23 protein-coding genes are annotated in these 25,710 nt (G+C 61.2%); 16 read left to right on the forward strand and 7 right to left on the reverse strand.

Annotated elements, in window-relative coordinates; translation table 11 throughout:
* Positions 1 to 38: 38 nt before the first annotated feature.
* The 6 genes from guaB to tadA all read left to right on the forward strand — a co-directional run bounded on the left by guaB (position 39) and on the right by tadA (position 6,414).
* Positions 39 to 1,508, forward strand: a complete 1,470-nt coding sequence (guaB, locus tag J3P84_RS05650) for an IMP dehydrogenase (RefSeq protein ID WP_305499015.1) — start codon at positions 39 to 41, stop codon at positions 1,506 to 1,508.
* Between the two features lie 79 nt (positions 1,509 to 1,587).
* Positions 1,588 to 3,165 (forward strand): glutamine-hydrolyzing GMP synthase, encoded by a 1,578-nt coding sequence (guaA, locus tag J3P84_RS05655; RefSeq protein ID WP_305499016.1) that lies wholly within the window; start codon positions 1,588 to 1,590, stop codon positions 3,163 to 3,165.
* A gap of 444 nt (positions 3,166 to 3,609) precedes the next feature.
* Positions 3,610 to 3,885 carry a hypothetical protein gene (locus tag J3P84_RS05660; RefSeq protein ID WP_434628582.1) on the forward strand — a complete coding sequence of 92 codons (276 nt, stop codon included), beginning with the start codon at positions 3,610 to 3,612 and terminating at the stop codon, positions 3,883 to 3,885.
* Positions 3,886 to 3,889: 4 nt separating this feature from the next.
* Positions 3,890 to 4,414 carry a helix-turn-helix transcriptional regulator gene (locus tag J3P84_RS05665; protein WP_434628585.1) on the forward strand — a complete coding sequence of 175 codons (525 nt, stop codon included), beginning with the start codon at positions 3,890 to 3,892 and terminating at the stop codon, positions 4,412 to 4,414.
* A 126-nt stretch (positions 4,415 to 4,540) separates the two neighbouring features.
* Complete coding sequence (locus J3P84_RS05670; RefSeq protein WP_434628588.1) at positions 4,541 to 5,917, forward strand: multicopper oxidase family protein; 1,377 nt, start codon at positions 4,541 to 4,543, stop codon at positions 5,915 to 5,917.
* Positions 5,917 to 6,414: a tRNA adenosine(34) deaminase TadA gene (gene tadA, locus J3P84_RS05675; protein WP_434628591.1), complete on the forward strand. Its 498-nt coding sequence runs from the start codon at positions 5,917 to 5,919 to the stop codon at positions 6,412 to 6,414. Before J3P84_RS05670 ends, tadA begins: the two co-directional genes overlap by 1 nt.
* Before the next feature lie 205 nt (positions 6,415 to 6,619).
* Here tadA and cmoB read toward each other — a convergent pair whose 3' ends face one another.
* The 7 genes from cmoB to J3P84_RS05710 all read right to left on the reverse strand — a co-directional run bounded on the left by cmoB (position 6,620) and on the right by J3P84_RS05710 (position 15,422).
* The gene (cmoB, locus tag J3P84_RS05680; RefSeq protein WP_434628594.1) at positions 6,620 to 7,576 is read right to left on the reverse strand and encodes a tRNA 5-methoxyuridine(34)/uridine 5-oxyacetic acid(34) synthase CmoB; all 957 of its coding nucleotides are present in this window, start codon (positions 7,574 to 7,576) and stop codon (positions 6,620 to 6,622) included.
* A complete protein-coding gene (gene cmoA / locus J3P84_RS05685; protein ID WP_305499021.1) occupies positions 7,573 to 8,316 on the reverse strand; it encodes a carboxy-S-adenosyl-L-methionine synthase CmoA in 744 nt (247 codons plus the stop codon). Before cmoA ends, cmoB begins: the two co-directional genes overlap by 4 nt.
* A gap of 157 nt (positions 8,317 to 8,473) precedes the next feature.
* Positions 8,474 to 8,866 (reverse strand): protease inhibitor I42 family protein, encoded by a 393-nt coding sequence (locus tag J3P84_RS05690; protein ID WP_434572015.1) that lies wholly within the window; start codon positions 8,864 to 8,866, stop codon positions 8,474 to 8,476.
* 207 nt (positions 8,867 to 9,073) lie between these two features.
* Entirely contained in the window at positions 9,074 to 11,488 is a 2,415-nt protein-coding gene (lon, locus tag J3P84_RS05695) for an endopeptidase La (protein WP_434601755.1), read from the reverse strand.
* A gap of 148 nt (positions 11,489 to 11,636) precedes the next feature.
* Positions 11,637 to 12,950, reverse strand: coding sequence for an MFS transporter (locus tag J3P84_RS05700; RefSeq protein ID WP_434572018.1), 1,314 nt, complete (start codon positions 12,948 to 12,950; stop codon positions 11,637 to 11,639).
* Between the two features lie 408 nt (positions 12,951 to 13,358).
* On the reverse strand, positions 13,359 to 14,597 hold the full coding sequence (locus tag J3P84_RS05705) for an HlyC/CorC family transporter (protein ID WP_434572020.1): 1,239 nt from the start codon (positions 14,595 to 14,597) through the stop codon (positions 13,359 to 13,361).
* Between the two features lie 12 nt (positions 14,598 to 14,609).
* Complete coding sequence (locus tag J3P84_RS05710; protein WP_305499026.1) at positions 14,610 to 15,422, reverse strand: cytochrome C assembly family protein; 813 nt, start codon at positions 15,420 to 15,422, stop codon at positions 14,610 to 14,612.
* A 206-nt stretch (positions 15,423 to 15,628) separates the two neighbouring features.
* Here J3P84_RS05710 and ffh point away from each other — a divergent pair, with 206 nt between their 5' ends.
* The 10 genes from ffh (at position 15,629) to J3P84_RS05760 (ending at position 25,554) form a co-directional block, all read left to right on the forward strand.
* Positions 15,629 to 17,005 carry a signal recognition particle protein gene (ffh, locus tag J3P84_RS05715; RefSeq protein ID WP_135843856.1) on the forward strand — a complete coding sequence of 459 codons (1,377 nt, stop codon included), beginning with the start codon at positions 15,629 to 15,631 and terminating at the stop codon, positions 17,003 to 17,005.
* 250 nt (positions 17,006 to 17,255) lie between these two features.
* A complete protein-coding gene (gene rpsP / locus J3P84_RS05720) occupies positions 17,256 to 17,507 on the forward strand; it encodes a 30S ribosomal protein S16 (RefSeq protein ID WP_003185073.1) in 252 nt (83 codons plus the stop codon).
* A 5-nt stretch (positions 17,508 to 17,512) separates the two neighbouring features.
* Positions 17,513 to 18,049: a ribosome maturation factor RimM gene (rimM, locus tag J3P84_RS05725; protein WP_058544503.1), complete on the forward strand. Its 537-nt coding sequence runs from the start codon at positions 17,513 to 17,515 to the stop codon at positions 18,047 to 18,049.
* Positions 18,031 to 18,804, forward strand: a complete 774-nt coding sequence (trmD, locus tag J3P84_RS05730; protein ID WP_434628603.1) for a tRNA (guanosine(37)-N1)-methyltransferase TrmD — start codon at positions 18,031 to 18,033, stop codon at positions 18,802 to 18,804. The genes rimM and trmD overlap by 19 nt, the downstream gene beginning before the upstream one ends.
* Positions 18,805 to 18,849: 45 nt before the next feature.
* Positions 18,850 to 19,200: a 50S ribosomal protein L19 gene (rplS, locus tag J3P84_RS05735; protein ID WP_305499028.1), complete on the forward strand. Its 351-nt coding sequence runs from the start codon at positions 18,850 to 18,852 to the stop codon at positions 19,198 to 19,200.
* A 130-nt stretch (positions 19,201 to 19,330) separates the two neighbouring features.
* Entirely contained in the window at positions 19,331 to 20,227 is an 897-nt protein-coding gene (gene xerD, locus J3P84_RS05740; protein WP_434628607.1) for a site-specific tyrosine recombinase XerD, read from the forward strand.
* Between the two features lie 157 nt (positions 20,228 to 20,384).
* Positions 20,385 to 21,116, forward strand: a complete 732-nt coding sequence (locus J3P84_RS05745) for a DsbC family protein (RefSeq protein ID WP_305499030.1) — start codon at positions 20,385 to 20,387, stop codon at positions 21,114 to 21,116.
* 131 nt (positions 21,117 to 21,247) lie between these two features.
* A complete protein-coding gene (locus J3P84_RS05750; protein ID WP_305499031.1) occupies positions 21,248 to 22,552 on the forward strand; it encodes a homoserine dehydrogenase in 1,305 nt (434 codons plus the stop codon).
* Positions 22,553 to 22,654: 102 nt separating this feature from the next.
* Positions 22,655 to 24,064 (forward strand): threonine synthase, encoded by a 1,410-nt coding sequence (gene thrC / locus J3P84_RS05755; RefSeq protein ID WP_305499032.1) that lies wholly within the window; start codon positions 22,655 to 22,657, stop codon positions 24,062 to 24,064.
* Positions 24,065 to 24,183: 119 nt separating this feature from the next.
* Complete coding sequence (locus J3P84_RS05760) at positions 24,184 to 25,554, forward strand: transporter substrate-binding domain-containing protein (RefSeq protein ID WP_434628612.1); 1,371 nt, start codon at positions 24,184 to 24,186, stop codon at positions 25,552 to 25,554.
* The last annotated feature ends 156 nt before the right edge of the window (positions 25,555 to 25,710 follow it).

The raw sequence follows: 25,710 nt of genomic DNA on the forward strand, positions 1-25,710 counted from the left end.
ATGGCGCGCTTCCATTTTCCCGCTCGGGAGCCCCCGCGATGCTGCGTATCAGCCAAGAAGCTCTGACCTTCGACGACATTCTCCTAGTGCCCGGTTATTCCGAGGTACTGCCTAACGAAGTCAGTCTCAAAACCCGTCTCACCCGTGGCATCGAACTGAATATCCCGCTGGTTTCCGCCGCCATGGACACCGTGACCGAAGCCCGTCTGGCCATTGCCATGGCCCAGGAAGGCGGTATCGGTATCATCCACAAGAACATGACCATCGAACAGCAGGCCGCCGAAGTGCGCAAGGTCAAGCGGTTCGAGGCTGGCGTGGTCAAGGATCCGATCACCATCGAGGCTGACGCCACGGTCCGGGATCTGTTCGAACTGACCCGCATGCACAACATCTCCGGCGTTCCGGTGCTGCACGATGGCGACCTGGTCGGCATCGTCACCTCCCGTGACGTGCGTTTCGAGAATCGCCTGGACGCCAGCGTTCGCCAGGTGATGACGCCGAAAGAGCGTCTGGTCACGGTCAAGGAAGGCACCAGCAAGGACGAAGTCCGCGAATTGCTGCACAAGCACCGCATCGAGCGCGTGCTGATCGTCGACGACAAGTTCGCCCTCAAAGGCATGATGACCGTCAACGACATCGAAAAAGCCAAGGCCTATCCGCTGGCAAGCAAGGACGACCAGGGTCGTCTGCGCGTTGGCGCGGCGGTTGGCACCGGCAAGGACACCGGCGATCGCGTCGCCGCCCTGGTCAATGCCGGCGTTGACGTGGTGGTGGTCGACACTGCCCACGGTCATTCCAAAGGCGTGATCGACCGCGTTCGCTGGGTCAAGCAGAACTTCCCTGACGTCCAGGTGATCGGCGGCAACATCGCCACCGGCGAAGCCGCCAAGGCCCTGGCCGAAGCTGGCGCCGACGCGGTCAAGGTCGGTATCGGCCCTGGCTCGATCTGCACCACCCGCATCGTTGCCGGTGTCGGCGTGCCGCAGATCAGCGCCATCGCCAACGTCGCCGCCGCCCTTGAAGGCACTGGCGTGCCGCTGATCGCCGACGGCGGTATCCGCTTCTCCGGTGACCTGTCCAAGGCCATCGTCGCCGGTGCCTACTGCGTGATGATGGGTTCGATGTTCGCCGGTACCGAAGAGGCGCCGGGCGAGATCGAACTGTTCCAGGGCCGTAGCTACAAGGCTTATCGCGGCATGGGGTCGCTGGGCGCCATGTCCCAGGCCCAGGGCTCTTCCGACCGTTACTTCCAGGACTCCTCCGCGGGTGCCGAGAAGCTGGTGCCGGAAGGCATCGAAGGTCGCGTGCCGTACAAGGGCACCCTGAGCGCGATCATCCATCAACTGATGGGCGGCCTGCGTTCTTCCATGGGCTACACCGGCAGCGCGGACATCGAAGAGATGCGCACCAAGCCGGAATTCGTGCGCATCACCGGCGCCGGCATGGCCGAGTCCCATGTCCACGACGTACAGATCACCAAGGAAGCGCCGAACTACCGTGTAGGTTAAGGCTTCCAGCAAAACGTTAATCACCGGGGCTGTTCATTCAGCCCCGAGTTGTTTCTGATTCACTACATGAGAATGAGTCATGGCCCTCGACATTCACGCTCACCGCATCCTGATCCTCGACTTCGGTTCCCAGTACACCCAGCTGATCGCCCGCCGCGTGCGTGAGATCGGCGTGTACTGCGAGCTGCATCCGTTCGACATGGATGAAGAAGCGATTCGCGAGTTCGCTCCCAAAGGCGTCATCCTCGCCGGCGGCCCCGAGTCCGTGCACGAAGCCGACAGCCCGCGCTGCCCGCAAGCGGTGTTCGACCTCGGCGTACCGGTCTTCGGCATCTGCTACGGCATGCAGACCATGGCTGAGCAACTGGGCGGCAAGGTCGAAGGTTCCGACCTGCGTGAGTTCGGTTATGCCCGTGTCGACGTGGTCGGCAAGAGCCGCCTGCTGGACGGCATCGAAGACCACATCGACGCCGACGGCCTGTTCGGCCTCGACGTGTGGATGAGCCACGGTGACAAGGTCACGAAGATGCCGGAAGACTTCCACATCCTCGCGAGCACCCCGAGCTGCCCGATCGCCGGCATGTTCAACGACGATCGCCGCTACTACGGCGTACAGTTCCACCCGGAAGTGACCCACACCAAGCAGGGCGGCCGCATCCTGTCGCGCTTCATCCTCGACATCTGCGAATGCGAAGCCCTGTGGACGCCTTCCAAGATCGCTGAAGATGCCATCGCCCAGGTCCGCGCCCAGGTCGGCACCGACAACGTATTGCTCGGCCTGTCCGGCGGTGTCGATTCCTCCGTGGTTGCCGCGCTGCTGCACAAGGCCATCGGCGACCAGCTGACCTGCGTCTTTGTCGACAACGGTCTGCTGCGCCTGCACGAAGGCGAGCAAGTGATGGCCATGTTCGCCGAGAACATGGGCGTCAAGGTGATCCGCGCCAACGCCGAAGAGCAGTTCCTGAACAACCTGGCCGGCGAGTCCGACCCGGAGAAGAAGCGCAAGATCATCGGTCGCACCTTCATCGACGTGTTCGATGCCGAATCCTGCAAGCTGGACAACATCAAGTACCTGGCCCAGGGCACCATCTACCCCGACGTGATCGAGTCGGCCGGCGCCAAGAGCGGCAAGGCCCACGTGATCAAGTCCCACCACAACGTCGGTGGCCTGCCGGAAGAGATGAACCTGAAACTGGTCGAGCCGCTGCGCGAACTGTTCAAGGACGAAGTGCGTCGCCTCGGCCTGGAACTGGGCCTGCCCTACGACATGGTCTACCGTCACCCATTCCCCGGCCCGGGCCTGGGCGTGCGGATCCTCGGCGAAGTGAAGAAGGAATACGCCGACCTGCTGCGTCGCGCCGACCACATCTTCATCGAAGAACTGCGCAAGGCCGACTGGTACCACAAGGTCAGCCAGGCATTCGTGGTATTCCAGCCGGTGAAATCGGTCGGCGTGGTCGGCGATGGCCGTCGCTACGCCTGGGTCGTGGCCCTGCGTGCCGTGGAAACCATCGACTTCATGACCGCTCGCTGGGCACACCTGCCGTACGAACTGCTGGAAACCGTGTCCGGGCGGATCATCAACGAAATCGAAGGCATCTCCCGCGTCACGTATGACGTGTCGAGCAAGCCGCCGGCGACGATTGAGTGGGAATAACGGAACCTCAACAGGGGGTAACCTCTCTGTTGTCCTGAGTCGATGCAACGTCGATTTTGTGATCGGAGGGAGAAAGGGGCGGGTTCAGCCTCTTTCTCAGCTCTGACGAGCCGGTTGTTGAAATAATCGTTTTTGCGCACAGCTCTTGTTATCTAATCGTTTTTTCCCTTCCTAATCGCTAGCTGCCAGGATCAGGCACGGCATCATTGATGCCTTCTCGCGGGCATGGGTGTTGGTGTGATTGATCGATATCGCCCGGGAAAGCCCGTCGAAGGCCCCAGCCATGCAGTTTCCCCGTCACGTTTCGCTACGATTGCCGTCTCAGCGAGCGCCGAGACGCGCTTATCATCGGGCGTTATGGCCATGCGGGTATCGCAGCCATTCGAAGTGAGTGAGGTTGTCGATTGACAACCTTTTTGATCGCGCGAATACTGGAGATCACGGATGATTCGTACCTCGCACCCGAAGAAAGAGGTCGAAGAAGCGCTCAGGCATGCTGAAGGGCACGGCTGGCGCATTGAAGTGGGCGGCAGTCACGCCTGGGGACGGGCTTATTGTCCTTACAACGACCAGGAGTGTCGCTGCGGTGAGTTCTGCATCACGTCGATATGGAGCACGCCGAAGAACCCTGGCAACCACGCGCGAGCATTGCGACGTGTCGTGGACAATTGCTCGACGCATCGCAATCGGCGTGATGCGGATCACCATGCTAAGGAATAGAACAATGGAATTCATCTTTACCTTGAAATATCAGCTTGCCAACGACGGCTGTGCCATGCAGGAACTGGTTGAGCGGTTGGGTGAAGCTGGCTGCGACGATGCCTTGGTAGGCACCGGGCAGCCAGGGCGGCTGGCGCTCGAGTTCACTCGCGATGCGCCTGATGCCGCTGAGGCGGTGCTTAGTGCGCTAGAGGACGTTCGTCGCGCGGTGCCGTCGGCCAGACTGATCGAGGTTGCGCCTGATCTGGTCGGGCTGACCGACGTAGCCGATATCATAGGGGTCTCTCGGCAGAACATGCGCAAGCTGATGTTGACTCATCCGGGCAGCTTTCCGACGCCGGTGCACGAGGGCAGTGCGTCCATCTGGCATCTGGCGGACATTCTCACCTGGCTGCAGGCCCGGGGCAGCTATTCGTTTGCCTCGGGTGTGTTGGATGTAGCCCGGGTGGCCTTGCAGGTCAACATTACGAAAGAAGGCCGACGGCTAGCTGAGGTGGATTCCAAGGAGTTGGAAGCGCTGGTTGGGTGACAGCGCTCACCGTCCGAGCGCGCCCCGCGACAATCCTTCACTTAATATTTCTCAATTGCAGGTGTATCGTATTCGCCTTTTCCGGGCCCCACCGGCCCGTCCCAGATTCAAGAGGTAGTCGCGTTCATGTCCTTTACCCGTCGCCAATTACTCGGTGGCCTGGCCGGTCTTGTTGTCGTTGGCGTAGGTGCGGGAGGCGCGTCGCGGTACTGGTTGGGCAAGATGGCCGATTCAGAGGCCGGTCACGACTATGAACTGATCGCGGCGCCGCTGGATGTGGAGCTGGTGGCCGGGCACAAGACCCAGGCCTGGGCCTTTGGTCCGTCAGCGCCGGGCACGGAGTTGCGGGTGCGCCAGGGCGAGTGGTTACGGGTGCGATTCATCAACCATTTGCCGGTCGCGACGACCATTCACTGGCACGGCATCCGCTTGCCGCTGGAGATGGACGGCGTGCCGTATGTCTCGCAACTGCCGGTGTTGCCAGGCGAGTACTTCGATTACAAATTCCGCGTGCCGGACGCCGGCAGCTATTGGTACCACCCGCACGTCAACAGCAGCGAGGAGCTCGGACGCGGGCTGGTGGGGCCGTTGATCATCGAAGAGCGTGAGCCTACCGGCTTCAAATACGAGCAGACGTTGAGCCTCAAGAGTTGGCATGTGGACGAGCAGGGCGAGTTCGTCGCGTTCAGCATCCCTCGCGAGGCGGCGCGTGGCGGCACCGCCGGGCGGCTGTCGACGATCAACGGCGTGCCCCAGGCGGTGATTGATTTGCCGGCCGGGCAGATTACCCGGGTGCGGTTGCTCAACCTCGACAACACGCTGACTTACCGCATCAATATCCCCGGCGTCGAGGCGCAGATCTATGCGCTCGACGGCAATCCCGTCGCACCGCGCCCGCTGGGCAAGGAGTACTGGCTGGGCCCGGGCATGCGCATCTGCCTGGCGATCAAGGCGCCGCCGGCCGGTGAAGAATTGTCGTTGCGCAATGGCCCGGTGCGCCTGGGGACGCTGCGTTCGGTGCCCAACAACGACGCACCGACCCAGTGGCCGCCGGCACTGCCGCCTAACCCGGTGGCCGAGCCGGACCTGGCCAATGCGCAGAAACTCAACTTCAATTTCGAGTGGGTCGGTTCGGTCTCGGTCAATGTCGACAATGGCAAGCCGCCGAGCCTGTGGCAAATCAATGGCAAGGCCTGGGATATCACCGACAAGACCTGCGCCGATCGGCCGATTGCCACGCTGAAGAAAGGCCAGAGCTATATATTCGAATTGAAGAACATGACCCAGTACCAGCACCCGATCCATCTGCACGGCATGAGCTTCAAGGTCATTGCGTCGAACCGGCACAAGGTCATTCCGTATTTCACCGATACCTACCTGCTGGGCAAGAACGAGCGGGCACAGGTGGCGCTGGTGGCGGATAACCCCGGCGTGTGGATGTTCCACTGCCATGTGATCGATCACATGGAAACCGGCCTGATGGCCGCCATCGAGGTGGCGTGATGCGCCAGATTCGTCCCGCGCGGATCATCGACCGCAGCCGCGACCAGGATTTCATGCGTGAAGCCCTGGCTCTCGCCGCCCAAGGCGCCACGCTGGGCGAAGTCCCGGTGGGCGCGGTGCTGGTGCAGGATGGTGAGATCATCGGGCGTGGCTTCAACTGCCCGATCAGTGGCCACGACCCCAGCGCCCACGCGGAGATGGTCGCCATCCGCGCCGCTGCCCAGGCGGTGAGCAACTATCGCCTGCCTGGCAGCACGCTGTATGTGACGCTGGAACCGTGCAGCATGTGCGCCGGCCTCATCGTCCACTCACGCATCGCCCGGGTCGTCTACGGGGCGCTGGAACCCAAGGCTGGGATCGTGCAGAGCCAAGGGCAGTTTTTCAGCCAAGGCTTTTTGAATCATCGGGTGATGTTCGAGGGCGGGGTGTTGGCTGAGGAATGCAGCGCGGTGTTGAGCGAGTTTTTCAAGGCCAGGCGAGCCAGATCCCAAGATTGAACACACAACCCTGTGGCGAGGGAGCTTGCTCCCGCTCGGCTGCGCAGCAGTCGTAAAACCTGCTGACCGGTTTTTCCAGGTGCATCGTGTTGAAGGGGCGGGGGCTGCTGCGCAGCCCAGCGGGAGCAAGCTCCCTCGCCACGATGATAAGCAAGCCTTTAGAGCCCCATTGCTCCCTACTTGGATGTCGTGTTGCTTGGGCTGTTTACTTACGCGCCACAATCACCGCCCGCATCGGCGCCGGCAGTCCCTCGATGGTTTTACTGTGGTCCGCAGGATCGAGGAAATCACTCAGTGACTGGTACTTCATCCACTCGGTACTGCGCTGTTCCTCCACGGTCGTCAGGCTGACGTCCACGCAGCGCACATCGCTGAACCCGGCGCGGCGCAGCCAGCGTTCCAGGGCCGGGACCGACGGCAGGAACCAGACGTTGCGCATCTGCGCGTAGCGGTCCTCGGGCACCAGCACCTGGTGTTCGTCGCCTTCGATCACCAGGGTTTCGAGCACCAGCTCACCGCCTTTTACCAGGCAGTCCTTCAAGGCCAACAGATGCTCGATCGGCGAGCGGCGGTGGTAGAAGACGCCCATGGAGAAGACCGTGTCAAAACCTTCCAGCTCCGGCGGCAGGGCTTCGAATGGGAAAGGCAGGTGCCAGGCGTTGGGCTGTGACAGGTAGCGCTGCACCGCCTGGAACTGGCAGAAGAACAGCCAGTTCGGGTCGACGCCAATCACCGTGTCCGCGCCGGCACCGAGCATCCGCCACATGTAGTAGCCGTTGCCGCAGCCGACATCGAGGATGCGCTTGCCCTTGAGGTCTAGATGCGGGGCGACGCGTGACCATTTCCAGTCCGAGCGCCATTCGGTGTCCACGTGCACGCCAAACAGATCGAACGGGCCCTTGCGCCACGGAGAAAGACCCATCAGCGCGGTACGCATCTGGGCGCGGGTTTCGTCAGAGCAATCTGCGTCCAGCGTCAGCTCGTTCAGCAGATCCACGGTGGTGGGCTGCAAGGCCGGCAGCGCATCGAGGGCGCTTTGCCAACGCTCCAGGTCGCCGTGGCCCTTTTCCATTTTGATATCGAGCTGCGTTTGCAGTGTCGCGGCCCAGTCGGCCAGGGGCGTGCCGGCCAGATGGCGGGCGAGGGGGGACAGATCAATCATGGCAAGGCAATCAACGAGGCGAAGTTAAGACACTGGAACCACGGCACGACTTTCGAGAAGCCGGCCGCCAGCAGGCGCTCGCGGTGTTCTTCGAGGCTGTCGGGCTTCATGACGTTTTCGATGGCGCTGCGTTTCTGAGCAATTTCCAGCTCGCTGTAGCCGTTGGCGCGCTTGAACGCCACGTGCAGGTCGGTCAGCAGGGCATGTTCCTCGGCATCGTTGAAGCGCAGTTTTTCCGAGAGGATCAAGGCGCCGCCGGGCAGCAAGGACTGACGGATACGGGTCAGCAACGCGGTACGTTGTTCGGGTGCGATGAATTGCAGCGTGAAGTTCAACGCCACCACCGAGGCCGGCTGGAACGCCAGCGCAAGGATGTCGCCTTCGATCACTTCCACCGGCAACAGCTCCTGGAACATCGAGTCCTGGCCGTTGAGGTATTCGCGGCAGCGCTCGACCATGGCCGCCGAGTTATCCACCGCGATCACCCGGCAACCGTCGGTGCGCACATGACGGCGCAGCGCCTGGGTCACCGCGCCCAGGGACGAACCGAGGTCATACAGCACGCTATTGGGCTGGGCGAACTGCGCGGCGAGCACGCCGAGGTTCTCGACGATGGTCGGGTAGCCTGGCACCGAGCGCTTGATCATGTCCGGGAACACTCGAACCACGTCTTCATTGAAGGCGAAGTCGGGCACCTGGGCCAACGGCTGGGCGAATAGGCGATCGGGTTCTTTGCTCACGACGGTTCCGGCGGCAGGGATAGTGAAAAGGCCGGCATTTTAACCAAAAAACCTGTGGGAGCGAGCTTGCTCGCTCGCACATTTAATCTCTGTTAGTGATGTTTTTGGAGGAGAAAGGTGGCCGCACCCATCAGCACGAGTATCAGCCAACCCACGTTCAATTCACCGAAATGGCGCAGTCGAAGGTTTCCACGGGGGGAACTTCAGGCGCCCAGGGTTGTTGATACGTCAGGCGCAAGCGCCCGGTGCCGGCGTTGAATGCCTGGAAGCGCCAGGTTGACACCCCGGCGGCGCCGACGATGCCGGCGTCTTCCGGGTTGCGATAGACCTCCGGGCCCAGCGCCTTCAACACGCCGCCGGCTGAATCCTGAACCGTCCATCGGTAGCCGGTGCTTGGGTTGGTCGGCAGGCTCAGGATCAGGTTCTGGCCGTTATTAAGCTGCACCGGGCATTGGCTAAGCTTCTCGACCGTCACGTTGTGTTTCGGTTGCATGGCACAGGCGCTCAACAAGGCGAGGCTGACAGGTACGAGCAGGCGGGTGAGAGACATAAGGGCTCCGGCGTTCACGACGAACGGCGAGCATAACCGAAGATGCTACTTAGTGTGTCAGGTGAGGATGTGTTGATGCCGGAGGCCCTTCGCGAGCGGGCTCGCTCCCACAGGGTTCGGTGTGGATCACAAACGCTGTGAACGACACTTATCCAATGTGGGAGCGAGCCTGCTCGCGAAGGCGCCAGCACAGGCACTACAGGACCGTCAGAACAACACCTTCGCCACATCCGCAAACCGCTTGGCAAAGTGCACCGTGACACCTTCCTTGAGGTAGTCCGGCAGTTCCTCGAAATTGCCCCGGTTGGCGTCCGGCAGGATCAATTCATTGATCTTCTGCCGACGCGCCGCGATGACTTTTTCGCGCACGCCGCCAATCGGCAGGACATGCCCGGTAAGGGTCAGTTCACCGGTCATGGCCACGCCTTTTTTCGGCGGCTGGTTACGCGCCAGGGACAGCAGGGCGCTGGCCATGGTCACGCCGGCACTCGGGCCGTCCTTGGGCGTGGCGCCTTCCGGTACGTGCAGGTGAACAAAAGCCTCATCGAAAAACTTTGGATCACCGCCGAATTGCTTCAGGTGCGAACTGACGTAGCTGTGGGCAATTTCAGCCGATTCCTTCATGACTTCGCCCAGTTGCCCGGTGAGCTTGAAGCCGCGATTGAGCGTGTGGATACGCGTTGCCTCGATCGGCAGGGTCGCGCCGCCCATGCTGGTCCAGGCCAGTCCGGTGATCACACCCACGCCGGACAGCACCTGCTCATTGCGAAATACCGGTTTGCCCAGGGACGCCTCGAGATCCTTCGGCCCGAGTTTGATCACGGCTTTCGGCTCGTCGATCAGCTTCATGACCGCCTTGCGCACCAGTTTGCCCAGCTGTTTTTCCAACTGACGGACGCCGGCCTCCCGGGCATAACCGTCGATCAGTGCCTTGAGAGCGCTGTCGTTGATGCTCAGGCTGCCCTTGGAAACGCCGGCCTTGGCCAGTTGCTTGGGCCATAAGTGGCGCTTGGCGATGGCGACTTTTTCTTCGGTGATATAGCCCGACAGGCGAATCACTTCCATGCGGTCCAGCAGCGGGCCGGGAATCGAGTCCAAAGTGTTCGCTGTGCACACAAAGAGCACTTTCGAGAGGTCCAGGCGCATGTCCAGGTAGTGGTCGAGGAATTCGACGTTCTGCTCCGGGTCGAGGGTTTCGAGCAGCGCGGAAGCCGGGTCGCCCTGGTAGCTCTGGCCCATCTTGTCGATTTCGTCGAGCATGATCACCGGGTTCATCACTTCGACGTCCTTGAGCGCCTGCACCAGCTTGCCCGGCTGGGCGCCGATGTAGGTGCGCCGGTGGCCCTTGATTTCGGCTTCGTCGCGCATGCCGCCGACACTGAAACGATAGAACGGCCGCCCGAGGGATTCGGCAATGGACTTGCCGACGCTGGTCTTGCCCACGCCCGGAGGGCCAACCAGCAAGACGATGGAACCGCTGATCTCGCCTTTGTAAGCGCCCACCGCGAGGAATTCCAGGATGCGGTCTTTGATGTCGTCCAGGCCGGCGTGGTGCTGGTCGAGAATCTTGCGGGCGTGCTTGAGGTCAAGCTTGTCCTGGCCATACACGCCCCACGGCACCGATGTTGCCCAATCGAGGTAGTTACGCGTGACGGCGTATTCCGGCGAGCCGGTTTCCAGGATCGAGAGCTTGTTCATTTCCTCTTCGATGCGTTTCTGTGCCTGGGCCGGCAGCACCTTGCCCTCCAGGCGCTGTTCGAATTGTTCCAGGTCGGCGCTGCGGTCGTCCTTGGTCAAGCCCAGCTCCTGCTGGATGACCTTGAGTTGCTCCTTGAGAAAGAACTGGCGCTGATGTTCGCCGATCTTGCTGTTGACCTCGGCGGAAATCTCTTTCTGCAGCCGCGCCACTTCGACTTCCTTGCGCAGCATCGGCAGGACTTTTTCCATGCGCTTGAGCATCGGCACGCAATCGAGCACTTCCTGCAATTCACTGCCGGTGGCGGAGGTGAGCGCGGCGGCGAAGTCGGTCAGCGGCGAAGGGTCGTTGGGGCTGAAGCGGTTGAGGTAGTTCTTCAGCTCTTCGCTGTACAGCGGGTTGAGCGGCAGCAGTTCCTTGATCGCATTGATCAGCGCCATGCCGTAGGCCTTGACCTCGTCGGTCGGCTCGCTTGGCTGATGCGGGTATTCGACTTCCACCAGGTATGGCGGGCGATGATGCTTGAGCCAGGTGCGAATGCGCACGCGGGTCAGGCCCTGGGCAACGAACTGCAATTTGCCGGCCTCACGGCTGGCGTGGTGGACCTTCACCAGTGTGCCGTACAGCGGCAGTTTCGAGGTGTCGAAGTGGCGCGGGTCTTCCTGGGGCGTGTCCATGAAGAACAACGCCAGGGAATGGTGATCGGACTTGGCCACCAGCTCCAGGGTCTCGGCCCACGGTTCTTCGTTGACGATGACCGGCAGTACCTGGGCCGGGAAGAACGGACGATTGTGGATCGGGATGATGTAGACCTTGTCCGGCAGGCTCTGGCCGGGCAGGGCCAAGCCCGTACCGGAAACGGTGTGTTCGATCTGTTCGGCGTCTGCGTATTCGTCGTTTGCTTCAGTCGAGTGCTGGTCGCTCATGGGGCACCTGCGCAATGGAGTATGGGTCTTAGATGGGGCAGGTGAGGGGTTGTTTCAATGCTGGATAATTGTCAGGGGTTATTTCAATGGTCTGCGTTCAGGCTGGCGACAGGTTGATGTGGCGAGGGAATGATCCCTCGCCACCCCTTCAACCGATGCGATTCAAGTCGTTATGACGCGTTTCCTTAAGGCACAGTACCGCGATAACGCTGAGCACCGCCGCTGCGGAAACGTATCCACCGACGTAGCTCAGGCCGCCCATCGCCACCAGTTTCTGGGCGAAGAACGGTGCCGCCGACGCACCGACGATGCCGCCCAGGTTGTAGGCCGCCGACGCGCCGGTGTAGCGCACGTGTGTGGGAAACAGCTCCGGCAGCAACGCACCCATGGGGGCGAAAGTCACGCCCATCAGGAACAGTTCGATGCACAGGAACAACGCCACGCCGGCGGTGGAACCGTGGGTCAGCAACGGTTCCATGAGGAAACCCGAGGCAATCGCCAGGACGCCGCCGATAACCAGTACCGGCTTGCGCCCGTAGCGGTCGCTGGCCCAGGCCGATAGCGGCGTGGCGGCGGCCATGAACAGCACGGCAAAGCACAGCAGGCCGAGGAAGGTCTCGCGGCTGTAACCGAGGGTGGACACGCCATAGCTCAGGGAAAATACCGTCGAGATGTAAAACAGGGCGTAACACACCACCATCGCGGCCGCGCCGAGCAATGTTGGCGCCCAATACTGGCTGAACAGCTCGACCAAGGGGATTTTCACCCGTTCCTGACGGGCCACCGCGTTGGCGAAGACCGGCGTTTCATGGAGCTTGAGACGCACATAAAGGCCAACGATGACCAGGGCGGCGCTCAGCAGGAACGGAATTCGCCAGCCCCAGGAGCGGAACTGCTCGTCGTCGAGGGTCATGGCCAGGGTCAGGAACAATCCGTTGGCCGCCAGGAAGCCGATGGAGGGGCCCAGTTGGGGGAACATGCCAAACCAGGCGCGCTTGCCTTTCGGGGCGTTCTCGGTGGCGAGCAACGCCGCGCCGCCCCATTCACCGCCCAGCCCCAGGCCCTGGCCGAAACGCAGCAGGCACAGGAGAATCGGCGCCCACGCGCCAATGCTGGCGTAGCCGGGCAGCACGCCGATGAGGGTGGTGCACACGCCCATCAGCAGCAGCGACGCCACCAGGGTGGACTTGCGCCCGATCCGGTCGCCGAAATGGCCGAACAGCGCCGAGCCCAGCGGCCGGGCGAGGAAGGCGATGCCGAACGTCAGGAAGGACGACAGCATCTGTGCCGTGCCCGAGGTTTGCGGAAAGAATACCGGCCCGATCACCAGGGCGGCAGCGGTCGCGTAGACGTAGAAATCGTAGAACTCGATGGCGGTGCCGATGAAACTCGCGGTTGCCACGCGGGTGGCCGAGTTGGTCGGTTGGTTTGCCACGGCGTCATTGCAAGTGGTGGTGGTCATGCGGTTATCCCTGACAGTCATGTGCTCCGTTGGAGCGAATTATTATGGTCGAACACCCAGGGATGTGGGTTGGGGCGCTGTCGCTGTTTCGGGTAGGAACAGTCGCAGGGTTACAGCGGATATTGCCGGTGGGCTGCCCGGAACGGTCTGAGTGCCGGGTAAGCACTGGGTTCGGGCGGGGCTGGGTAAGCGGGTTGAGTATAGGAAGGGGGCTAACGAATCGACAAGAGAGCCTGCGCACAATATTGAAGTGTGTGCTGAGCTTTTGTGGCGAGGGAGCTTGCTCCCGCTGGGCTGCGCAGCGGCCCTGAAACCTGAGCACTCGGTGTGTCAGGCAGGTTGGGGTGGATGCTTTGGGGCTGCTGCGCCGCCCAGCGGGAGCAAGCTCCTTCGCCACGGGTACGGCGGTTAGATAACCACCGGCACCGAGCTGTTATGCCACACCAGCACTTGGCTGACGCGGTTGTCGACGGTCTCGATGATCTCCAGCCGGTAGCGGCCGATTTTCAGGCAGACCGGACTTTCGGGGATGGTTTCCAGGGCCTCGGTGACCAGGCCGTTGAGCGTCTTGGGGCCATCGCAAGGCAAGTGCCAGCCGAGGGTCTTGTTCAACTCGCGGATCGACGCCGCGCCCTCGATCATCAGGCGGCCATCGGGCTGGGGATGGACATGAGGATTGTCGAGGCTGTGCTCGCTTTCGAACTCGCCGACGATTTCCTCGAGGATGTCTTCCAAGGTCACGATGCCCAGCACTTCGCCGTATTCATCCACCACCATGCCCAGGCGTCGCTGCTGCTTGTGGAAGTTGAGCAACTGCAGTTGCAGCGGCGTGCTCTCGGGGACGAAGTAAGGCTCGTGGCAGGCGGCCAGCAGCGCTTCCTTGGTCAGGCTCGCGTCCGCCAGCAGGTGGCGGATCTGGCGGGTGTTGAGCACCGCTTCGACCTGGTTGATGTCGCTGTGAAACACCGGCAGGCGGGTCCGACGGTTCAGGCGCAGCTGTTCGATGATTTCGCCGATAGGGTCGTCGAGGTTGATCCCGTCCACCTCGCTGCGGGGCACGAGGATGTCGTTGACGGTGATGTTGTCCAGCGCGTGGATGCCGGATACCGGATGGACCCGGCCGCTGTGTTCCTGTTCATGCTCAGCGCGTGGCGGTGCGGGCATCTCGTCGTCGCTGTGCTGGACAGCGCCGGTCTTGCGGGCAAACGGGCGCAGCAGCAACTGACTGAAACCGTTGAGCAGCCAGGCGGCCGGATATACAATTTTCAGCGGCAGGGCAAGCAAGCTGTTGCCCAGGCCCAGCACCGCGTCGGGGTAGCGGGTCGCCAGGGTGCGAGGCAGGTAATCGGCAAAAACCAGCAAGGCCGCGCTGGTGCCGAGCCAGGCCAGCCACGGGCCGTTTTCCAGCCAGGCAAAAATCGCCAGCCAGGTGCCGATTACCACGGCCAGCGCACGACAGAGGGTGTTGCCCAGGATCAGGCTGGCGATAGGGAAGTTCAGCTTCGCCAGTGGCTTGTCGCCAGAGCGCGACGCTTTGCGTTGCGCGAGCAGATACTGTTGGGCCGCTTCGATGGCCGTGAACAGCGCCGACCAGAGGATCAGCACGACCATTACCGCAAACAATGGCCCCAAGGGCAGCCTATCCATCAGTGTCGTCCGTCAGACATGCAGGATGTATTCGCGGACCAGCTTGCTGCCGAAGTAGGCGAGCATCAGCAGGCAGAATCCGGCCAGGGTCCAGCGAATTGCCTTGTGGCCCCGCCAGCCGAGACGATTACGCCCCCACAGCAGCACGCTGAACACGATCCACGCCAGGCACGCCAACAATGTCTTGTGCACCAGGTGTTGGGCGAACAGGTTTTCGACGAACAGCCAGCCGGAAATCAGCGACAGCGACAGCAGCGTCCAGCCGGCCCAGAGGAAACCGAACAGCAGGCTTTCCATGGTTTGCAGCGGCGGAAAGTTGCGGATCAGCCCGGACGGGTGCTTGTGCTTGAGCTGGTGATCCTGCACCAGCAGCAGCAATGCCTGGAACACCGCGATGGTGAACAGGCCGTAGGCGAGGATCGACAACAGGATATGGGCGAGAATGCCTGGCTCTTCGTCGATGATCTGCACGGTGCCCGACGGCGCGAACTGCGCCAGCAGCACCGTGGCCAGTCCCAGCGGGAACAGCAGCACCAGCAGGTTTTCCACGGGGATGCGCGAGCAGGCCAGCAGCGTCAGGGCAATCACGGCCACGGCAATCAGGCTGGCGGCATTGAAGAAGTCCAGGCCCAGGCCGATCGGCGTCATCAGGTGGGTGACAAGACTGGCCGCGTGGACAAGCACCGCCAGCACGCCGAGCGTGACCAGCAGGCGCTTGTTCGCCTTGGCGCCGGAGGCCAGGCGGGTGCCCTGATAGAAGGTCGCAGCGGCATAAAGACAAGCGGCGGCGAGGGAAGCAAGCAAGCTGGGTGACAAGGGGAGCATAAATCCTGTTAGGCAAGCCCGAAAGGCGCTGAGTTTGGCATAGAACCCCCACCGCACGAAAGACCACCGCAACCGACGGCGAGGTGTACGTCGCACGCTTCTTCGCTATAATCCGCGACCTGCCCACGCCGCAGGCTCGCCGAGCACATATTTCACGGTCTGGGCCGCCATTATCCCGGTCTTATCTGGGCCTGAAAGGATCGCGCATGTTTGAAAACCTAACCGACCGTCTCTCGCAGACGCTGCGCCATGTCACCGGCAAGGCGAAACTGACCGAAGACAACATCAAAGACACCCTGCGCGAAGTGCGCATGGCGTTGCTCGAAGCCGACGTCGCCCTGCCGGTGGTCAAGGACTTCGTCAATTCGGTGAAGGAACGCGCCGTCGGCACCGAAGTGTCGCGCAGCCTGACGCCGGGCCAGGCCTTCGTGAAGATTGTCCAGGCCGAACTCGAAAGCCTGATGGGCGCCGCCAACGAAGACCTGAACCTGAGCGCCGTGCCTCCGGCGGTCGTGCTGATGGCCGGCCTGCAGGGCGCGGGCAAGACCACCACTGCCGGCAAGCTGGCGCGCTTCCTTAAAGAGCGCAAGAAGAAGTCGGTGATGGTGGTGTCCGCGGACATCTATCGCCCGGCGGCGATCAAGCAGCTGGAAACCCTGGCCAACGACATCGGCGTGACGTTCTTTCCGTCCGACCTGAGCCAGAAGCCGGTGGACATCGCCCAGGCTGCTATAAAGGAAGCGAAGCTCAAGTTCATCGACGTGGTTATCGTCGACACCGCCGGTCGCCTGCACATCGATGAAGAGATGATGGGCGAGATCAAGGCACTGCACGCCGCGATCAACCCGGTGGAAACCCTGTTCGTGGTCGACGCCATGACCGGCCAGGACGCGGCCAACACGGCCAAGGCCTTCGGCGACGCACTGCCGCTGACCGGCGTGATCCTGACCAAGGTCGACGGCGACGCCCGTGGCGGTGCCGCGCTGTCGGTCCGCGCGATTACCGGCAAGCCGATCAAGTTCATCGGTATGGGCGAGAAGAGCGAGGCGCTCGAGCCGTTCCACCCCGAGCGTATCGCCTCGCGTATCCTCGGCATGGGCGACGTGCTCAGCCTGATCGAGCAGGCCGAACAGACCCTCGACAAGGACAAGGCCGACAAACTGGCCAAGAAGCTGAAGAAGGGCAAGGGCTTCGACCTCGAAGACTTCCGCGACCAGTTGCAACAGATGAAGAACATGGGCGGCCTCGGCGGCCTCATGGACAAACTGCCGAACATTGGTGGCGTGAACCTGGCGCAAATGGGCAATGCACAGGGCGCGGCCGAGAAGCAGTTCAAGCAGATGGAAGCCATCATCAACTCCATGACCCCGGCCGAGCGCCGCGACCCTGACCTGATCAGCGGTTCGCGCAAACGCCGTATCGCCATGGGTTCCGGCACGCAGGTGCAGGACATCGGCCGCTTGATCAAGCAACACAAGCAGATGCAGAAGATGATGAAGAAGTTCTCCGCCAAGGGCGGGATGGCCAAGATGATGCGCGGCATGGGCGGTATGTTGCCCGGCGGCGGTATGCCGAAAATGTAAAGAATCTGCGCCGGCTGTCATGTCGGCGTTGCCCCGCACGGATGCGGGGATCTCCAGCAAACCCGTGCTATGCGGGAGCTACCTGCCGTTTTTCATGACGGCTCTACGGCAAATCTTGATCGCACGGCGCCATGCGCCGGAAAAAGTCATTTGCAAAAGTCCGGATATTCCTTAGAATATGCGGCCTTTCGGGCACCTATGCCCGCTGTGCATTTAGATTTGCAGCACCGACTACAGGAACGATGTTCACATGCTAACAATCCGTCTTGCCCTTGGCGGCTCCAAAAAGCGCCCGTTTTACCACCTGACCGTAACCGACAGCCGCAATCCGCGTGACGGTTCCCACAAGGAACAGGTTGGTTTCTTCAACCCTGTTGCCCGTGGTCAGGAAATCCGTCTGTCCGTGAACCAAGAGCGCGTAGCCTATTGGCTGAGCGTTGGTGCACAGCCTTCTGAGCGTGTTGCTCAGTTGTTGAAGGAATCGGCTAAGGCTGCGGCCTGAGCAATATGAACGCGACGCCAAAAGATGCTGATGATCTGATCGTTGTCGGCAAGATCTATTCTGTTCATGGCGTTCGCGGCGAAGTGAAGGTTTACTCCTTTACTGATCCGATCAAAAACCTGTTGGACTACAAAACCTGGACGCTCAAGCGCGAAGGTAGCGTGAAACAGGTTGAGCTGGTCAGCGGACGCGGGAACGACAAGTTCCTGGTCGCAAAGCTCAAGGGTCTCGATGATCGTGAAGAAGCGCGTCTTCTGGCCGGTTATGAGATCTGCGTGCCGCGCAACCTGTTCCCTGAACTGACCGACGGCGAGTACTACTGGTACCAGCTGGTGGGTCTGAAGGTCATCGACCACCTCGGGCAACTGCTCGGGAAGATCGATCACCTGCTCGAGACCGGTTCGAACGATGTCATGGTGGTAAAGCCTTGCGTCGGCAGCCTGGATGATCGCGAACGCCTGTTGCCCTATACCGAGCAATGCGTGTTGGCCGTTGACCTGGCAGCAGGCGAGATGAAGGTGGAATGGGATGCGGATTTCTAGACGTGGCTAATCTGCGCGTTGAAGTCATCACGTTGTTTCCCGAGATGTTTTCCGCCATCAGCGAGTACGGCATAACCAGCCGCGCGGTGAAACAGGAGCTGTTGCAGCTCACTTGTTGGAATCCGCGGGACTACACCACGGATCGACATCACACTGTGGACGATCGCCCGTTTGGCGGTGGTCCGGGCATGGTGATGAAGATCAAGCCCCTGGAAGATGCGCTGGTTCAGGCCAGGACGGCAGCCGGGGAGAGTGCGAAGGTGATCTACCTGTCGCCCCAAGGCCGTCAGCTGACTCAGTCGGCGGTACGCGAGCTGGCGAAATCGGATGCATTGATCCTGATTGCCGGCCGTTACGAAGGCATTGACGAGCGTTTCATTGAAGCTCATGTCGATGAAGAGTGGTCGATTGGCGACTATGTACTGTCTGGCGGCGAGCTGCCGGCGATGGTCCTGATCGATGCGGTTACACGACTGCTGCCTGGAGCTTTAGGGCATGCGGATTCCGCCGAGGAAGATTCCTTTACGGATGGTCTGCTGGATTGCCCGCACTACACCCGACCGGAGGTGTATGCGGATCAGCGTGTTCCCGACGTGTTGCTAAGTGGCAACCACGCGCACATCCGGCGTTGGCGTTTACAGCAGTCCCTTGGTCGGACCTATGAACGACGCGCCGATCTTCTGGAAAGCCGCTCGCTTTCTGGAGAAGAGAAGAAGCTGCTCGAGGAATACATCCGCGAGCGGGACGATAGTTAACAACGTATCGATGGTAAGTCCGATGACTTGCCTTAGGAGCACAGCATGACTAACAAAATCATCCTTGCACTCGAAGCAGAGCAGATGACCAAAGAAATCCCTCCCTTTGCCCCGGGCGACACCATTGTCGTTCAGGTGAAAGTGAAGGAAGGCGACCGTGCACGTCTGCAAGCGTTCGAAGGCGTTGTTATCGCCAAGCGTAACCGCGGCGTAAACAGTGCATTCACCGTTCGTAAAATCTCCAACGGTGTTGGCGTAGAGCGTACTTTCCAGACCTACAGCCCGCAAATCGACAGCATGGCTGTGAAGCGTCGCGGTGACGTGCGTAAAGCCAAGCTGTACTACCTGCGTGACCTGTCCGGTAAAGCAGCTCGCATCAAGGAAAAACTGGCTTAAGTCCAGCTTCCGATGCAAAAAAAAGCAGCCTGCGGGCTGCTTTTTTGTTGCCTGCGATTTGGTCTTTGCGCACCCTGCATGGCTTCATTCCCGTTGAATCCGTGTACGCCCGTATCTTTCAAGAGTCTTTATGCCTGCCATCGATCACCCGCTGATAGACCAGTTTCTCGATGCCCTGTGGCTGGAGAAGGGGTTGTCCGATAACACCCGCGGTGCCTATCGCAGCGACCTCGCCCTGTTCAACGGCTGGCTCCAGGAAAACAACCTGGAGCTGGCCAATGCCGGGCGGGAGTTGATCCTCGATCATCTGGCGTGGCGCCTGGAGCAGAACTACAAGCCGCGCTCTACTGCCCGGTTTCTCTCTGGCTTACGTGGGTTCTATCGTTATTTGTTGCGGGAAAAGCTGATCGCGGTGGACCCGACCTTGCGCGTGGAAATGCCGCAACTGGGGCGTCCGCTGCCCAAATCCCTTTCGGAAGCGGACGTCGAGGCGCTGCTGGCGGCACCGGACCTCAGCGACCCCATCGGTCAGCGCGACCGGGCCATGCTGGAAGTGTTGTACGCCTGTGGCCTGCGGGTCACTGAACTGATCAGCCTGACGCTGGAACAAGTGAACCTGCGCCAGGGCGTGTTGCGGGTGATGGGCAAGGGCAGCAAGGAGCGCCTGGTTCCGATGGGCGAAGAAGCGATCGTCTGGGTCGAGCGCTACATGCGCGATGGCCGTCATGACTTGCTGGGCGGGCGTCCCAGCGACGTGCTGTTTCCCAGCCTGCGCGGCGAGCAGATGACCCGCCAGACTTTCTGGCACCGCATCAAGCACCAGGCCAAGGTGGCCGGGATCAACAAATCGCTCTCGCCCCACACGCTGCGCCATGCCTTCGCCACGCACTTGCTCAATCACGGCGCCGACCTGCGGGTGGTGCAGATGCTGCTGGGGCATAGCGACCTGTCCACCACCCAGATCTACACCCACGTCGCCCGGGCGCGGTTGCAGGAGTTGCATGCCAGGCACCATCCGCGCGGCTGAATGAAGAACCCACAGGAAGTCGGTCGCCAACCTTGCATCACCGGCATTCGGCCATACGGGGCTTATGTGGTAGGCTTTCCCGGTTTGCACAGTGGGCGGCTGGAACCCGAATCTCTGCCTCGGTGTCCCCGCCTATTTGTTTGCCTCAGGAGTCCTCATGCGTTTGATCCAGATGTTCACCGCCGCCGCCATTGCGTTGGCCAGTACCTTTGCCATCGCCGATGACGCGGCCGACCAGGCGATCCGCAAAAGCCTCGCCAACCTCGAGCTTGAAGTGCCGATCGAGGCCATCTCCGCCAGCCCGATGTCCGGCCTGTATGAGGTCAAGCTGCAGGGCAGCCGTGTGCTGTATGCCAGCGCCGACGGTCAGTACATCGTCCAGGGCAACCTGTTCGCGCTCAAGGACGGCAAGCCGGTGAATCTCACCGAGATCACCGAGCGCCAAGGCATCTCCAAATTGATCAACGGTATCCCGGTCGCCGAAACCGTGGTCTACCCGGCGGTGGGCGAAACCAAGTCGCATATTACCGTGTTCACCGACACCACCTGCCCGTACTGCCACAAACTGCACGCCGAAGTGCCAGAGCTGAACAAGCGTGGCATCGAGGTGCGCTACGTGGCGTTCCCGCGTCAGGGCCTCGGCTCGCCGGGCGATGAGCAATTGCAGGCAGTCTGGTGCTCCAAGGACAAGAAAGCGGCCATGGACAAAATGGTCGACGGCAAGGAAATCAAAGCCGCCAAGTGCGAGAACCCGGTCTCCAAGCAGTTCGCCCTCGGCCAGTCCATTGGTGTGAACGGCACGCCGGCCATCGTTTTGGCTGATGGCCAGGTGATTCCGGGCTACCAGCCGGCGCCGCAAGTCGCCAAACTGGCCCTTGGGGCGAAATGATCGTGGCCAATGCGCTGCAGAAGATCACGGCCTGGCGAAAATCTTCGCCGGGCCGTTAAACACAAAGTCGCGTTGCTGCGCGGCTGTATTCACGGCCGACCTTGTGTCGGCCGTTTCATGGGGAGTCAAGAGTGAATCCGGTCAAAGTAGGCATCTGTGGGTTAGGTACCGTCGGTGGCGGCACCTTCAACGTACTTCAGCGCAACGCCGAGGAAATTGCTCGTCGTGCCGGGCGTGGGATCGAAGTGGCACAAATTGCCATGCGCACGCCAAAGCCTCAGTTCCAGACGACCGGTATTGCGATTACCAACGATGTCTTCGAAGTGGCCACGAACCCTGAGATCGACATCGTGATAGAGCTGATGGGCGGCTATACCGTTGCCCGCGAGCTGGTACTCAAGGCCATCGAGAATGGCAAGCATGTGGTCACCGCGAACAAGGCGCTTATCGCCGTTCACGGCAATGAAATTTTCGCCAAGGCCCGCGAGAAGGGCGTGATCGTGGCTTTCGAGGCCGCCGTAGCCGGTGGTATCCCGGTGATCAAGGCGATTCGCGAAGGGCTGTCGGCCAACCGGATCAATTGGGTGGCCGGGATCATCAACGGCACCGGCAACTTCATCCTCACCGAGATGCGCGAGAAGGGCCGCACTTTTGAAGACGTGCTGGCCGAAGCCCAGGCGCTGGGCTACGCCGAGGCGGACCCGACGTTCGACGTCGAAGGCATTGATGCGGCGCACAAGCTGACGATCCTGGCGTCGATCGCCTTCGGTATTCCGCTGCAGTTCGACAAGGCCTACACCGAAGGCATCACCAAGCTGACCACCGCCGACGTGAACTACGCCGAGGCCCTGGGCTATCGCATCAAGCACCTGGGCGTGGCGCGCAGCACCGCCAGCGGCATCGAGTTGCGTGTGCATCCGACGCTGATCCCCGCCGATCGCCTGATCGCCAACGTCAACGGCGTGATGAACGCGGTAATGGTCAACGGCGACGCCGCCGGCTCGACCTTGTTCTATGGCGCTGGCGCTGGCATGGAGCCGACCGCTTCTTCGGTGGTTGCCGACCTGGTGGACGTGGTTCGCGCCATGACATCCGACCCGGAAAATCGCGTGCCGCACCTGGCGTTCCAGCCGGACTCGCTGTCGGACCACCCGATTCTTCCGATCGAAGCGTGCGAAAGTGCCTACTACCTGCGTATCCAGGCGAAGGACCATCCAGGGGTGTTGGCCCAGGTTGCCAGCATCCTTTCGGAACGCGGCATCAACATCGAGTCGATCATGCAGAAGGAAGTCGAGGAACACGACGGCCTGGTGCCGATGATCCTGCTGACCCACCGCGTGGTCGAGCAACGCATCAACGATGCGATCGCAGCGTTGGAGGCGCTTCAGGGAGTCGTTGGCCCGGTGGTCCGTATCCGCGTCGAGCATTTGAACTAAGCAGCTACAAGCTTCAAGCTGCAAGCTCCAAGTAAAAGCAGATCCGCTTTTACTTGGAGCTTGTAGCTTACAGCTCGCAGCTCAAACCGAAGGTTTGCCCCTATGCGCTATATCAGTACCCGCGGCCAGGCACCGGCCCTGAATTTCGAAGATGTCCTGCTGGCCGGCCTGGCCACGGACGGCGGCCTCTATGTGCCAGAGAACCTGCCGCGCTTCACCCAGGAAGAAATCGCTTCCTGGGCCGGCCTGCCGTATCACGAGCTGGCCTTCCGAGTGATGCGCCCGTTCGTCACCGGCAGCATTCCGGACGCTGATTTCAAGAAGATCCTGGAAGAGACCTACGGCGTCTTTTCCCACAACGCCATCGCGCCGTTGCGTCAGCTCAACGGTAACGAATGGGTGATGGAGCTGTTCCACGGCCCAACCCTGGCCTTCAAGGATTTCGCCCTGCAATTGCTCGGCCGCCTGCTGGACTATGTGTTGCAAAAGCGTGGCGAGCGCGTGGTGATTGTCGGTGCCACCTCCGGCGACACCGGCTCGGCCGCCATCGAAGGTTGCAAGCATTGCGAGAACGTCGATATTTTCATCCTGCACCCGCACAACCGCGTCTCGGAAGTGCAGCGTCGGCAGATGACGACGATTTTCGGCGACAACATCCATAACATCGCCATCGAAGGCAACTTCGATGACTGCCAGGAAATGGTCAAGGCCAGCTTCGCCGACCAGAGCTTCCTCAAGGGTACCCGGCTGGTGGCGGTGAACTCGATCAACTGGGCGCGGATCATGGCCCAGATCGTCTATTACTTCCACGCGGCCCTGCAGTTGGGCGGCCCGGCCCGTTCGGTGGCGTTCTCGGTACCCACCGGCAATTTCGGCGATATCTTCGCCGGTTACCTGGCACGCAACATGGGGCTGCCGATCAACCAGCTGATCGTCGCCACCAACCGCAACGACATCCTGCACCGCTTCATGAGCGGTAACCAGTACGTCAAGGAAACCCTGCACGCCACGTTGTCGCCGTCGATGGACATCATGGTGTCGTCGAACTTCGAGCGTTTGCTGTTCGACCTGCACGGTCGTAATGGCGCGGCGATTGCGGGCCTGATGGACAGCTTCCGTCAGGGCGGTGGTTTCAGCGTCGAGGCCGAACGCTGGACCGAAGCCCGCAAGCTGTTCGACTCCCTGGCGGTGGATGACGCGCAGACCTGCGAAACCATCGCCGAGGTGTTCGAGCAGAGCGGTGAGTTGCTCGATCCGCACACCGCCATCGGGGTGCGAGCGGCGCGCGAATGCCGCCGCAGCCTGGATATCCCGATGGTCATCCTGGGCACCGCTCACCCGGTGAAGTTTCCAGAGGCCGTGGAGAAAGCTGGCGTAGGAAAAGCGCTTGAGCTGCCTGCACATCTTTCTGATTTGTTTGAGCGAGATGAGCGTTGCACCGTATTGCCTAATGATCTGAAGGCCGTGCAGGCCTTTGTCAGCCAGCATGGCAACCGCGGCAAGCCGCTCTGATCGCTGGAAGCTGTCACATCTTGAAGCCCGTCTCCTGACGGGCTTCTTTGTTTCTGCATGCCAAACTGGTCGGGTTTCGCCCAAGGAAGGACGGGCGAGTGAACTCGAAGGAAGTGCAGATGCTGTTCGTTAACCGATGCAAACCGGCGTTGAGCTGGATGATGGGCCTGGCCCTGATGTACTGGAGCCAATGGGGCGGCGCTGACCCGTCGACGACTCCCGGGCAGTCACCGCTCGAAGCGGGCGAGAGACTGGTGCTCGACGCCCGGGAGCTGGACTGGATCAGGCAGAACCCGCGTGTCGTTGTGGCGTCGATGCAAATCCCGCTGTACCTGTTCAAGAATGCACAGGGAGAATGGAGCGGCCTGAACGCTGACATGCTCCATGCCATTGAGCGAATGACCGGACTTGAATTCATCCATCGGGAGTCGTTCTCTGCCGATCAATTGATAGAGATGCTGGAAAACGGCGAAGCCGACATGTCTAGTGTCCTGGCGATGAATGACGAGCGCCGGGCTGTGCTGAATTTCAGCCATGCGTTCGGCGGTTTCGACTGGGTATTCGTTGGCCGTGAGGGGGAGCCTGCGCTTCGTTCGCTGGATCAGTTGGCGGGCAAGGTGCTGGCGTTGCCGGCACGGCATGCCCTGGAAGCGGAAATCCGCCGCGAGCATCCAACCATAGCGCTGCGCACGGTGATGACCCCTGCCGAGGCAAGGGCGTTGGTGGAAAATCGCGAAGCCCATGCCACCATCGAAAGCGAAACCGCCGTGCACCTCTATCCTTCAGGGCAACTGCAGGTGGGGGGCAGTCTCGAAGGCATGTGGGAGCCAGACTATCTCGCTGTACGGCAGGATTCCCAAACATTGCTGGATGTCCTCAACAAGGCGCTGGAAGCGTTTCCCGCCGAAGACATGCGCGCGCTACGTTTCAAGTGGTTCGCCGAGAAAACACCTGATCAGGAACCGTCGTTCTGGTCGCGCATCCCCCTGCAGGGCTATTGGTGTGTGATCGCGGCAGGGGTGTTCGGCCTGTTGTCGCTGCTCTGGAACCGCCGCTTGCAGGGCCAGATCGGACAGCGCCTCAAGGCCGAGACCGTACTCAACGACCAATTGACGTTCCAGCGCGCCTTGATGGATGCCATTCCCGATCCGATCTTTATTCGAGATCTCGAAGGGCGGCTGATCATGTGCAACAAAAGTTATGAGGAGCGGTTCGCGACTCGCTTCGAGAAGCTGCGAGGCACGTGTCTGACGGAGTCTGCGGCAATGCCGGCGGCAACCGCCGAACTGTTGCACGGGGAGCTGATGGAGCAGCTGCGAACCCGTCAGCCCCGGTTTGTCGACCGCCAGCTGATGTTGCGCAGTGGATTGCAGGACATCTATCACTGGTCGGTGCCCTTTTATGCCGCTGATGGCCGGTTGCGCGGTGTCCTGGGCGGTTGGATCGAGGTTGGACGCCGGAGGGATCGTTCCAAGCGGCTGCCGGCTTGATCGATTGCATCCGCTGAGGCTGATATCCAGCTGTCATATTGAACGCGCATGCTCGGTTGAACAGGTCGCCGTCGTGCCGGTTCGTTGCGCTGGCGAACTTTCTGCCGGGCCGCGGGGTCACTTAATGTGCAGTTGTTTTTTTTCGGACTATTGAAG

The organism is Pseudomonas sp. Z1-29 (genome assembly GCF_051131995.1).
Lineage (GTDB): Bacteria > Pseudomonadota > Gammaproteobacteria > Pseudomonadales > Pseudomonadaceae > Aquipseudomonas.